This is a genomic window from Gordonia sp. YC-XJ4 (genome assembly GCF_059511865.1).
In genome coordinates this window covers 2119365-2131690 of the sequence record NZ_CM183447.1, presented here as the reverse complement: position 1 = coordinate 2131690, position 12326 = coordinate 2119365, and the positions used below count along the sequence as shown (strand labels likewise).

Genomic DNA, 12326 nt, shown 5'->3' with positions numbered 1-12326 from the left:
ACAGGGCAGACAGCGCGTACGGGGACCAGGGGCGCGGCGCGGCGCGGATCGATGGCGCGCACAGTGCGCACGGGGCCGACCCACGACCACGGGGACCCACAATGAGGGTGCCCCATCCCTTTCGTCGGTCCCGCGGCCCGCATCGCGGTTCGATGCTGACCCGACGCACGCTGTCGGTCGGCGCGGGCAGTCTCCTCGTCGGCGCGATGGTCTTGGGTGCGGCCACCTCGAGCGCCCACGACGGCGGTGGCGTCCCACTCGCCGCGAACGCCCCGATCGATGTGGCGGGAGTCGCTGCCGCACAACCTGTTTCATTGCTGGGCTTCGCCCCTCCGGCGGCCCGTCCGGCCGATCCCGACGTGGCGCCGCAATTCCGGTTGTCGGCGGATCTGCCGTCCGGGCCGCTCGGCATTCCGGGAATCGTGCTGCAGGCGTACAAACTCGCCGCCGACCGAGAGGCCTCGGAGAACGCGGCCTGCAAGATCCCGTGGTTCCTGCTCGCCGGCATCGGACGGATCGAGTCCAATCACGCCGACAACGGCGATGTCGACCAGTACGGAACCACCCTCGTCCCCATCGAGGGGCCGGTGCTCGACGGTTCACTGGCGGGCAACGAGGTCATCCGCAACGCGGACGGATCGCATGCGCGGGCGATGGGACCGATGCAGTTCATCCCGAGCACCTGGGCCGCCTGGGGTAGCGACGGCAACGGAGATGGCAAGGCCGATCCCAACAACATCTTCGACGCCACCTATTCGGCGGCGCGCTATCTGTGCGCGGGCGTGTCCGACATCATGGCCGACAGCAACAAGGTCGCCGCGGTCATGCGGTACAACCACTCCCTGGCGTACGCGCAGAACGTGCTGGCCTGGGCGGCGGCGTATGCCACCGGAGTGATGCCGACGACCCCGATCCCGGAGATGCGCCCGCCGTCGAGTTCGTCGTCGAGTTCACCGTCCCGGCCGTCCTCCCCGTCGAGCGGCGCCCCCTCGTCGGGCCCCTCGGCCCCGACGACGACCACCCCGAGCCAGCAGTGTCTCGGCATGATCTGTCTGCCACCGGGGATCACGTTGCCCGGTCAGCCGCCGCCGGCACCGGCACCCACACCTCGGGTCACCCCGCAGACCACCCCGGCTCGCTGATCGGACTGGCGGCGAGAGACCGACCACGGGTGCGCCGAGGGGTCACTCCGACGGCCACGTCATCACCGGCGGTTAAGCTGGCAGGTGATGACTACAGCAGTGACGCCCAACGAATCCGCGGTCCGCGCCGCCTTGTCCAAGGTGCGGGACCCGGAGATCGGCAAACCCATCACCGATCTCGGCATGGTGAAATCGGTGGCCGTCAACGACGACGCCAGTGTCGACGTCGCGGTGTACCTGACGACCTCGGGCTGCCCGATGCGCGGCGAGATCAGCGGCCGGGTGCAGACCGCGGTCTCCGACGTGCCAGGGGTTGGCGAGGTACGCGTGACCCTCGACGTGATGGACGACGAGCAACGCTCCGAGCTCCGCAAGAAGCTGCGGGGTGACTCCGCCGAACCGGTGATCCCGTTCGCCCAACCGGGATCGCTGACCCGTGTCTATGCCGTCGCCTCGGGCAAGGGCGGCGTCGGCAAGTCGTCGGTCACCGTCAATCTCGCCTGCGCGCTCGCCGAGCGCGGATTGTCTGTCGGGGTGCTCGACGCCGATATCTACGGCCACTCGGTGCCTCGGATGCTCGGCAGCGACGCCAAGCCCACCCAGGTCGAGAAGATGATCATGCCGCCGATCTCCCACGACGTGCGGTTCATCTCGATCGGCCAGTTCACCAGCGGCAACACCCCGGTCACCTGGCGCGGACCGATGCTGCACCGGGCACTGCAGCAGTTCCTGGCCGACGTGTACTGGGGTGACCTCGATGTGCTGCTGCTCGATCTGCCGCCCGGCACCGGCGACGTCGCGATCTCGATCGCCCAGCTGATCCCCGGTGCGGAGATCCTGGTGGTCACCACCCCACAGCAGGCGGCCGCCGAGGTCGCCGAACGTGCCGGCGCGATCGCCCTGCAGACCCGGCAGAAGATCCTCGGCGTCGTGGAGAACATGTCGTGGATGGAACTGCCCGACGGCACACGGATGGAGCCCTTCGGTTCCGGTGGCGGCCAGACGGTCGCCGACCGGCTGACCCGGATGGTCGGCGCGCAGGTCGATCTCCTCGGCCAGGTGCCACTCGAACCGGCGTTGCGGGAGGGCGGTGATGCGGGCACACCGGTCGTGCTCGCCGCGCCCGACTCCGCGTCCGGATCGGCGCTGCGCGCGATCGCCGACAAACTCGCGGTCCGTCGTCGCGGCCTGGCCGGCATGAGCCTGGGCATCGACACCACTCGGCACTGACGTTCGCTCGCCGATACTTCGTCGATCAGCGAATCACGTTGCGTCCCAATCGGAGACGTCGTGATGACCGCGTGCGGGCCGGTGTTCGGACGGGTCCGCGGCACTCGGCTTCCTCAGCGACGGCCCGGGCTCACCGACGGGGCCGTCGGGCATGGGCTTGGACACCGGCTTGATCGGCGGGGTGTCGGTGGCCGACTTGAGTACCGAACCGGCATCGGTGAAGGTCTTGAAGACGGAGTCATCGCCGTCGAGCAGATGCTTGGTGATCATCGACTTCGGTGTCATACCGCGTAGCTCGTTGAGCTCGGCGAGCGGTTTGCGGAGGTCGTCGAAGTCCGTACCGAAGTCGTTCTTGAGCTGATCGGTCGCGCCGGTCGCATACTCGCGAACCTTGCGCAGCGACTGCATCGTCCACGAGATCGCACCGGGCAACCGTTCCGGTCCCAGGATGACGAGTCCGGCGACGATCAGGATGAAGATCTCTCCCCAACCCACACTGTCGAACATGGCACTTCCCCGCTCTCGCGCGTCCGCTGGTGGTGGACGTTCTCAGTCACTCGCGGGCGTCATCGTGCCCTCGAAGGTACGCCCGTCACGCCAGTAGGTGAACTTGACCGGCTCCCCGATCTTCGCGGTACGCACGGCGACGGTCAATTCGTCGGCACTTTCGATGGTGCGGCCGTTGAAGGAGACGATCACGTCGTTCTCCCGCAGCCCGGCCTGGGCCGCCGGACCCCCGGCCACCACGTTGCGGATCTGGGCGCCGAGCACCCTGTCGTTGCGGACGTCGCTGGCGTTCACACCGATCTGCGGGTGGTTGACCTTGCCGTCGCGGATCAGGGCCTGCGCGATGGGCACCGCCTCACCGATCGGGATGGCGAACCCGAGTCCGATCGAGCCACCGCCCGGGACGAGCCCGGCGGTGTTGATACCCACCACCTTGGCCTGCGCGTCGACCAGCGGACCACCGGAGTTGCCGGGGTTGATCGCCGCGTCGGTCTGGATGGCGTCGATGACGGCGTCGGTGTCGGACTCCGAATCCGGGCGCAGCGGCACCGCGCGATGCAGGGCGCTGACGATGCCGCTGGTCACGGTGCGATCCAGGCCCAGCGGGGAGCCGAAGGCCACGACCTCCTCGCCGATCTGGAGGTCGTTGGAATCGCCGAGTTGGGCGACGGTGAGGTTGTCGACGTTGTCGACCTTGAGCACGGCCACATCGGTCTTCGGGTCACGTCCGACGATGCGGGCGGGCACCCGGTTGCGGTCGGAGAAGACGACCTCGAGTTTGGCGGTCCGGTCGGACGCGGCGAGTGAGATGACGTGGTTGTTGGTGAGGATGTAGCCGTTGCGATCGATGACGAAGCCCGACCCGGTGGCCGATCCATTGGACAGTCGCACGTCGACGGCGACGACCGACTTCTCCACGGCCTGCGCCACCCGGGCCACCGACGACCGCGGTGCGTCGCCGTTGTCGTCACCCTGGGTCGACAGTTCGACGGTATTGCTGTTGAGCGGGGCCGCGACCTCCGCGGTGAACCTGCCCATCAGTCCACCGACGACGCCGATCAGCAGCGCGATCACGGCCAGCGCCGCCAGCGCGTGCCACGCGATCCGACGGCCGAGCAGGACCTCGCGGATGCCCAGCTTGGGGCCGGGGGCGCTGGGATTCGCGGGTGCGGATTCGGCGACCGCAGGCCGGGCCAGCGTCGCCGGGCTCTCCGGATCGCGCCACGGGTCGGCCGGCGGTGCGGGTTCGTCGGGAGTGCCGTAGGTGGCCAGCGGGTCGCGCTGCAAGGTCTCGTCACTACCGTCAGGACGTCCGAAGGCCTCGGCGAGAACCGGATCCGGCGGACCGACGGCGGGTGCGGGACGGTCGGGTACCGCCGCGCCGGGCGCGAAGGAGCCTGCTACGCCGGAGGGGCGACCGAAGACCTGGGCCGTCGCCGGTGAGACCGGTGCATGCCGGACAACGCGCGAGGCCTTGTCACTCCCGGGGCCGCTACCGGGCGCGCCACCGGCCTCGTCGGCCGCCGGCGCCGACCACTGCGTGGCGGGCGTGCTCGGACGTGCTTCGGTTCTCGGGGCTGCGGGTGTCGGGGATTCGGGTGTCGGGGAGGAGTCGGGCTGGGAGGACTTGGGCTGGGAGGCGTCTGGCTGAGAGGCGTCGGAATCCACGTGTCAGCGGCCCCGCCAGCGCTGCATGCGACCCCGGTTCGAGTCGTGACCGGGCGAGTTGTGGCCGGGCATGGGCGTCGGCTCACCGGTGGGCACGCGGCCGGGTTGAGTGCGGCGGGAAGCGCCGCGCTCGGCGCCGTCGACCGGTCGTGTCGGGTCGCGATGATCGGTCATGTCGAACTCGCGAGTCGGGATCTGACTGAGTTGGCCCAACAAACCGGTCGGGATGGGCATGGTGCCCGAGGAGCGCAAGCGGGTACGGGCTGCGGTCTGGGCCTCGACGGCGGCGACGCATTCCGGGCACAGGGCCAGGTGGTGGGTGGCACGCATGTGGGCGGTCATACCGAGTTCTTCGTCGACGTAGGCGGCGACCGCCTCGGGTGCGAGGTGCTCGGTGGGGGCGAATCGCCGGTCCCGCGGAGCGCTCGGCCGGCGGTTCGGGGTGAAGGAGGATCGCGCGGGCGTCCAGGCCGCCGGATTCCAGGCGCGGCGTCGGCGGAGATTGTCCGGGTGCTCGAGCCGATCGGTCGCGGCACTCGCGTCCGGCCGTCGTTGTGAGCCGTCCATCATCGTGTTCATCACCCCTTCTCCCCCGTCGTGACCCCGGCTTTCGGCGGGGACGACGCCCCAGCCTACCGAAAGTCCCAACGATTGCGCGGTCGGTGGGGTTCCCGGCGGACGTCACGTCGATGTGGGTCCTCGATGGTCCTCGGTGCGGCCGATGTCGACGTTGGACTCAGTGACCGACCGCGACCGAGCGGCGGTCGCTGTGGCCACGGGCGAGGAGGAAGTCGCGGATGGTCTGACGTCCGCGGTGGATGCGACTGCGCACGGTGCCGAGCTTGACCCCGAGGGTCGCGGCGATCTCCTCGTACGACAACCCTTCGATGTCACACAGGACGACGGCGGCACGGAACTCGGGACTCAACGAGTCCAGGGCGGCCTGCAGATCGCCGTCGAGGTTCGCATCCGCGTAGATCTGCTGCGGGTCGGGTGTGTCGGCGGGCACGCGATCGTATTCCTCGGGCAGTGCCTCCATGCGGATCTTGTTGCGCCGGCGCACCATGTCGAGGAAGAGATTGGTGGTGATGCGGTGCAGCCAGCCCTCGAACGTTCCCGGGCGATAGTTCGACAGCGACCGGAAGACCCGGATGAAGGTCTCCTGGGTGAGGTCCTCGGCGTCGTGCTGATTACCGGACAGCCGGTAGGCGAGCCGGTAGACGCGGTCGGCATGCTCGCGGACCAACTCGTCCCAGGACGGCATGAGCATGTCGTTTCCGGTGGCATCGAATCCCGCGGTTCCGCCGGGGGCAATGTCTGCGGACGCCTCGTGGTCGCTCATCGTGGGTGGCCGGTTCCCTTCTCACAAACCATCATCGCGGTGACGCCGGATGGATTCACCATACTGAACCGGACACCGGGTGGTGGTATTCCCCCCTGTATCCGATTCGATGCCCTCACCCTCTCCCATCGTGGTGTGGTCGCCGTATGAGGGCCCTGAGTGTTGTCTGAGGAAGCAAACCCCGAGGTGCGATACGGCAATCCGGGCGTGCCGTCGGCTCTTTGCACCGGGCATGTCTAACCTTGCGAGCATGACCGATACCCAGCCGAGCGACCCGCGGGTGGCACTGATCGACTACGCCGAGTCGGCGATCGTGGAGGACGACGCACTGGTCGCCGCGCGTGCCCGCGGGATCGAACTCGGCGCGATTCCGGTGAGTCCGTCGGTCGGCGCATTGCTTGCGGTACTCGCCCGAGCAGTCGATGCGCATGCGGTCGCCGAGATCGGCACCGGTACCGGGGTGAGCGGGCTGTGGTTGTTGGCCGGAATGGCCACCGACGGGGTGCTGACCACGATCGACCCCGAGCTCGAACACCATCAGGCCGCGCGGGCGTCGTTCGCCGGCGCCGACATCGCGCCGGGTCGGACGCGGCTGATCAACGGCACGCCGCGTGATGTGTTGCCGCGACTGTCGGACAGCTCTTACGACCTGGTGTTCATCGACGGACCGCGGCTGGACATGCCCCGGTTCGTGACCGAGTCGGTGCGGATGCTGCGGCCCGGCGGGATGCTGGTCATCCACGACGCGGCAGCCCAGGGTGCGGTCGCCGATCCGGCGCGCACCGACCCGATGACCGCTGCGGCCCGCGAGGCCGCGATGTTGGTGGCCGACGACGACCGGTTGTTGCCGGTGGTGATCCCGTTGGGCCCCGGGGTGCTCGCCGCGGCGAAGTCGCGATGAATGTGACCGCGGCGAAGTCGCGATGACATGACCGCGGCGAAGTCGCGATGACATGACCGCGGCGAAGTCGCGATGAGATGACCGCGGCGGGTTGTCAGACGTCGGTCGAGAAGCGCAGACCGCCGTCGGGGATCTGGACGCCGGGCCATACCCGCGCTCCGCGCAGCAATTCGCAGCGGGCGCCGACCTCGGCGCCGTCGCCGATGACGGTGTCGCGGATGAGGGCGCGGGGGCCGATGCGGGCACCGAAGCCGACGATGCTGCGTTCGACGACCGCGCCGGCCTCGATGACGGCTCCGTCGAAGACGACGGCACCGTCGAGTCGGGCGCGGGGACCGATCTCGGCGCCGCGGCCGACGACCGTTCCGCCGATGAGCACTGCTCCCGGCGCGACGCCGGCACCCTCGTGGACCAGGGATTCGCCGTGGCGATCACCGAGGGCCGGTGACGGCGCGATGCCGCGGACGAGGTCGGCCGAGCCGCGGACGAAGTCCTCGGGGGTTCCCATGTCGCGCCAGTAGGCGTGGTCGACGTAGGCGTGGATGTGCCGGCCCTCGGCGAGCAGGCCGGGAAACACCTCGCGTTCGACCGACACCTCGCGACCGGCGGGGATGTCCTCGATGACCGAGCGGCGGAAAACGTAGGTGCCCGCGTTGATCTGGTCGGTCGGCGGGTCCTGGGTCTTCTCCAGGAAGGCGGTGACGCGGCCGGTCTCGTCGGTGGGCACGGATCCGAAGGCGCGGGGGTCGGAGACCCGCACGAGGTGCAGGGTGACGTCGGCGTCGGACTCGCGGTGGGTGGCCACGACGTGGCGGACGTCGGTGCCGCCGAGGACGTCACCGTTGAACACCACGATCGTCGACGCCGTCAGTTCGGGGAGCACGTTGCGGATACCGCCACCGGTGCCCAGCGGCTCCTCTTCGGTGACGTACCGCATGTTGAGGTCGAGTTTGGAGCCGTCACCGTAGTACTCGGAGAACACGTGGGCCTTGAACGACGTCCCGAGCACGACGTCGCGGATGCCGGCCTTGCGGATGCGCGAGAGCAGGTGGGTGAGGAACGGCAGTCCCGCCGTCGGCAGCATCGGCTTGGGCGCCGAGAGGGTGAGCGGACGCAGGCGTGTGCCCTTGCCGCCGACGAGTACGACAGCCTGCACATCGGACATGTCGATGTCGGGCACATCGTCGGCGCTGACCGCGGGGTTGTTCACCGAGAACTGCATCACGGGGTGTTCCTCTCCGAATGTGGATGATCGTGGGACGACGTGGTGCGCGCTGCGGCGCGTACGGCCAGACGTGACCGCACCGCCAGCCCGGCCCGTAATGCCCATCGCAGCGGCGCCTGCAACACCCCTGGATGACGGTCGGCCTGGAAGCGGTAGGCACTGCGATGGTGGGCGGGCAGCATCGCCTCGGGACGTTTGTCGGCGCTGTGGCCCTTGGTGTGGACGACCTCTGCCCCGGGCACGTAGACGTTGAGCCAGCCGGCGCGACCGAGTCGGTCGCCGAGGTCGACGTCTTCCATGTACATGAAATAGCGCTCGTCGAATCCGGAGATCTCGTCGAAAGCGGTGCGGCGCACCAGTAGGCACGATCCGGACAGCCAGCCGACCGGACGTTCACTGGGCTCGATGTCGTCGGCGCGATAGGCAGCGGTCCACGGGTTGGACTTCCAGATGCCACCGAGGAGTGCGTGCCCGGTGCCCGAGACGAGGTCGGGGACGCGCCGCGCGGACGGGTAAACCGAGCCGTCGGGCTCACGGATGAGGGGACCGAGTGCACCCGCGCGCGGCCACCGCGCCGCCGCGGCGACGAGCTCGTCGATCGATCCCGGTGACCATTCGACGTCCGGGTTGGCGATCATCACGAATTCGACGTCGTCGTCGAGTTCGGCGACCGCTCGGTTGATGCCTCCCCCGTACCCGACGTTGCCGCCGCTGTGGATCAGGGTGACGTTGGCGTGCTCGCGCTCGGCGGCCTCGGGGGCGCCGTCGCCGGACCCGTTGTCGGCGATCACCACCCGCGGCGAAGAGGAGGTGGCGTGCGCCAGACTCCGCAGGAAGGTCTGCAGGTGGTCGCCCGACCAATAGGTCACCGTCACCACGGCCAGCTTCGAGGTCACCGGGTCAGCGTAGCCAACCGTCGGGGTCCGTCCCATTCGTCCGGGCTGTGCGGCGCCCGCTGTGGTCGAGGTCACCGCGCCTGCACAGTGCCGGTTCGAGCGGCGTCGACGTCCAGGGCATCGGCCAGGGCGACCGACCACTCGCGCAGCGGGGTGAGCCCGGCGTGGCGCCACGAGCGCGGTGAGAGCACCGAGTAGGCGGGGCGCGGTGCGGGCCGCGGGAATTCGGCGGTGGTGCACGGCCGGACCCGGTCCGGGTCGGCGCCGACACCTGCGAACACCGCGCGCGCCACCGCGTACCAGGTGACGGCGCCGGCATTGGTGGCGTGCAGGATCGCCCCGGCGACGGGCGTGCGGTGGCCGTGGCGTGTCAGCTCCCAGAGTCCGGCGGCGAGGTCGGGAGCGTAGGTGGGCGAGCCGACCTGATCGTCGACGACGGAGACCGTGTCGCGGCTCTGCTCAAGGCGACGCATCGTGCCGACGAAGTCCGGGCTGTCGGGGCCGCCGGTGTAGACCCACGCGGTCCGCACGATCGTCGACGACGGGTCGGCAGCGAGCACGGCGCGTTCACCGGCGAGTTTGGTGGCGCCGTACACGCTCGGCGGCGTGGACTCGGGGCCGGTGTCGTCGGGCTCGGTGTCGTCGGGCTCGGTGTCGTCGGGCTCGGTGTCGTCGGGCTCGAGGGGTTGCGCACGCATGCCGGTGCCGGCGAACACGTAGTCGGTGGAGACGTGGATGAGCCACGCAGAGGAGGCCGCGGTGATCTCGGCGAGGATCCCGGGTGCGACGGCGTTGACCGCTGCGGCCTTCTCGGGTTCGGATTCGGCCTGATCGACGGCGGTGTAGGCCGCGGTATTGAGGACGACGTCACCTTCGCGAACCCCGGCGAGTGCGGAGCGGATCGAGGAGGCATCCGCGAGGTCGACGTCGGCGGAGGTGAGCGGCACAAGCGCGATGTCCGCACCGGCCTGCGCGCGCAGCGCGGTGCCGAGTTGTCCCGCGGCGCCGAGCAGCCAGACCGTACCGATCGGTTCGGCCGGCCGCGGATCTATCCCGGAATCGCTGCGCACGCGGTCAGTGTGCCCGGCTCGCGCTCGTGCCACCACTCCGGCGCACGCGCACCGGCGGTGAGTGTGGCGATCACCACTCGTTCGGTGTCCGGCGAGAACGCTCGACCGTCCGCGATCGCTCGGCGTGTGCGACGCCGAGTTCACCACCACCTTCAGTAGCCTTGGCGGACGTAAACCACATCAGAAACGCCTGGCACTCAGGCAACTGCTGCCCCGCACGACGGCAGCCACGACCGTAAAGGACTGCCCACTCGTGGACTCCCGCCCCGATGGTGCGCGTAGACGACCGGCCGGTCACACGCGTGGCGACGAGGCCCGCGCGCGCCGCCCCCGGACCGACGAGTCGGCGTCCGAACGTCCCCGACCTCCGCGTGGCGAGCACGCCGAACGCGCACCGCGAGCCGAGGGCACGCGACGCAGGCGCCCGGCGGATCCGGATCGCGTACGGGGCCCGCAGCAACGGTCATCCGGCGAGATCCACACGCGCGCAAACGATTCGGTCGACGGCAACCACAGCGGGTCCGCTGAACGGCCGCGTCGGCGGCGTCCACCGGGACAGCGCCCGGCGCAGGGGCGCCCGGCGGCGAAGCCGAATGCACAGCCGAAGCCGAACGCGCAACGCGCGGCCGGTGATGCGTCGGCGGCCGCGGCACCCGGGAACCCCGCACCCAAGAAGGACTCCGCTCACAACAAGGGATCCGCACCCAAGCAACCGGTCCGACGCAAGCCCCGCCCGACCGGTGCCGACCGACCCGCCCCCAAGCCGTCCGCGAGGACAACCGCCGCTGCCGCACCCGACGCATTGGTCGAACCGGAGACACCCGGGCCGCCGCCGGCGCCTCCGCGCGGGGGCGGGGTGCTGTCGGGCTGGCGGGGTGGACGCGCGGCGGCCCGCGGGCTGATCGCGGTGCTCTCGGTGATCGTGCTGGTGTGCACCGGATACGCCTGGAGCAGCATCAACAACCTCGAGTCCGACATCACCCGACTCGGCGGCCTCGCGCTCGGTGGCGCCGACGACGGCGCCACCGACATCCTGCTGGTCGGCACCGACTCGCGCACCGACGCCAAGGGCAACCCGCTCTCGGCCCAGGAATTACGGTGGCTGCGCTCGGGCGACGACATCTCCACCAACACCGACACCATCCTGCTGATCCGGGTCCCCAACGACGGGTCGTCGGCAACGGCGATCTCCATTCCCCGCGACTCCTACGTCGACGTCCCGGGAATCGGGATGAGCAAGATCAACGCGGCCTACGGCACCACCCGAGAAGGCGTGCGGCGCAAGGCCGTCGAGGCCGGGCAGAGCGAGGCGCAGGCCGAACGGGAGGGCACCCAGGCCGGCCGTGAGGCACTGATCGACACCGTCGCAAATCTCACCGGCGTGCACGTCGACCACTACGCCGAGGTCGGCCTGCTCGGCTTCGTGCTGCTCACCAACGCCGTCGGCGGCGTGGACGTCTGCCTCAAGAACCCGGTGAACGAACCGTTCTCGGGCGCCCACTTCCCCGCCGGACGCCAAACCCTCAACGGCCCACAGGCATTGAGCTTCGTCCGGCAGCGCCACGACCTCCCGCGCGGCGACCTCGACCGGATCACCCGCCAGCAGGCGTACATGGCCTCACTGACCCAGAAGATCTTGTCGGCCGGCACCCTGACCGACCCGACCAAGCTCAACCAGTTGCAGGCCGCGGTATCGCGGTCGGTGGTCATCGACGATGACTGGGATGTCCTGACCTTCGCCGAGCAACTCAAGGATCTCAGCGGCGGTCGGGTGAAGTTCGCGACGATCCCCATCGTCGACGACCACGGGTGGAGCGACGACGGGCAGCAGAGTGTGGTCACCGTCGACCCGGCGAAGGTCCGGGCCTACACCAGTTCTCTGCTCGATCCCTCCCGCAATACCGGACGCCCCGAGTACACCGTCGACGTCAACAACGCCGGCACGGTGGACGGACTGGCCAAGAACGTCTCGGGCATCCTGACCGCCAAGGGTTATCAGGCGGGCAAGCTCCTCAGCGATCCGGGCAACGAGCGCGATTCGGTGATCTTCGCGAAGTCGGCCGACGATCCCGGTGCGCGTCTGCTCGCCAAGGATCTCGGCGGACTGACCGTCGCAGCCGATCCGACGCTCGGCGACCACGAGTTGCGGGCCGTGCTCACCAACACCTACAGCGGTCCCGGCTCGGTCTCCGACATCGGCGGCGGCTCGGGCGGCGACGACTCCGGCGGATCCGCGGGTGGCGGCACCGCGACGCCGGCACCGAGTTCGGCGATCACCGCCGGCTCCGACGGCCCGATGTGTGTCAACTGACCGGCCGTCGGTGACCCGTCGATCTCGTCGGCCG

11 protein-coding genes are annotated in these 12326 nt (G+C 69.7%); 4 read left to right on the top strand and 7 right to left on the bottom strand.

Annotated elements, in window-relative coordinates:
• The first annotated feature begins 101 nt into the window (after window positions 1-101).
• Window positions 102-1142: a lytic transglycosylase domain-containing protein gene (locus AC5ZH6_RS09395; protein ID WP_205741496.1), complete on the top strand. Its 1041-nt coding sequence runs from the start codon at window positions 102-104 to the stop codon at window positions 1140-1142.
• A gap of 87 nt (window positions 1143-1229) precedes the next feature.
• A complete protein-coding gene (locus tag AC5ZH6_RS09390) occupies window positions 1230-2372 on the top strand; it encodes an Mrp/NBP35 family ATP-binding protein (protein ID WP_026920206.1) in 1143 nt (380 codons plus the stop codon).
• 33 nt (window positions 2373-2405) lie between these two features.
• Here the strand turns inward: AC5ZH6_RS09390 and tatB are convergent, their stop codons facing one another.
• The 4 genes from tatB to sigE all read right to left on the bottom strand — a co-directional run bounded on the left by tatB (window position 2406) and on the right by sigE (window position 5889).
• Entirely contained in the window at window positions 2406-2879 is a 474-nt protein-coding gene (gene tatB, locus AC5ZH6_RS09385; protein WP_496168969.1) for a Sec-independent protein translocase protein TatB, read from the bottom strand.
• A 42-nt stretch (window positions 2880-2921) separates the two neighbouring features.
• On the bottom strand, window positions 2922-4547 hold the full coding sequence (locus AC5ZH6_RS09380; protein WP_094602298.1) for a S1C family serine protease: 1626 nt from the start codon (window positions 4545-4547) through the stop codon (window positions 2922-2924).
• 3 nt (window positions 4548-4550) lie between these two features.
• Window positions 4551-5126: a hypothetical protein gene (locus tag AC5ZH6_RS09375; RefSeq protein WP_006367419.1), complete on the bottom strand. Its 576-nt coding sequence runs from the start codon at window positions 5124-5126 to the stop codon at window positions 4551-4553.
• A gap of 157 nt (window positions 5127-5283) precedes the next feature.
• Complete coding sequence (gene sigE / locus AC5ZH6_RS09370) at window positions 5284-5889, bottom strand: RNA polymerase sigma factor SigE (RefSeq protein WP_006367420.1); 606 nt, start codon at window positions 5887-5889, stop codon at window positions 5284-5286.
• A 250-nt stretch (window positions 5890-6139) separates the two neighbouring features.
• Here sigE and AC5ZH6_RS09365 point away from each other — a divergent pair, with 250 nt between their 5' ends.
• Entirely contained in the window at window positions 6140-6790 is a 651-nt protein-coding gene (locus AC5ZH6_RS09365; RefSeq protein ID WP_014359594.1) for an O-methyltransferase, read from the top strand.
• A gap of 94 nt (window positions 6791-6884) precedes the next feature.
• Here the strand turns inward: AC5ZH6_RS09365 and manB are convergent, their stop codons facing one another.
• The 3 genes from manB to rfbD form a co-directional block, all read right to left on the bottom strand.
• Window positions 6885-7955, bottom strand: coding sequence for a mannose-1-phosphate guanylyltransferase (gene manB, locus AC5ZH6_RS09360; RefSeq protein WP_231387033.1), 1071 nt, complete (start codon window positions 7953-7955; stop codon window positions 6885-6887).
• A gap of 56 nt (window positions 7956-8011) precedes the next feature.
• A complete protein-coding gene (locus AC5ZH6_RS09355; RefSeq protein WP_170320156.1) occupies window positions 8012-8911 on the bottom strand; it encodes a glycosyltransferase family 2 protein in 900 nt (299 codons plus the stop codon).
• Between the two features lie 71 nt (window positions 8912-8982).
• On the bottom strand, window positions 8983-9981 hold the full coding sequence (rfbD, locus tag AC5ZH6_RS09350) for a dTDP-4-dehydrorhamnose reductase (protein ID WP_496168966.1): 999 nt from the start codon (window positions 9979-9981) through the stop codon (window positions 8983-8985).
• 253 nt (window positions 9982-10234) lie between these two features.
• Here rfbD and AC5ZH6_RS09345 point away from each other — a divergent pair, with 253 nt between their 5' ends.
• Window positions 10235-12292, top strand: coding sequence for an LCP family protein (locus AC5ZH6_RS09345; RefSeq protein ID WP_240524189.1), 2058 nt, complete (start codon window positions 10235-10237; stop codon window positions 12290-12292).
• The last annotated feature ends 34 nt before the right edge of the window (window positions 12293-12326 follow it).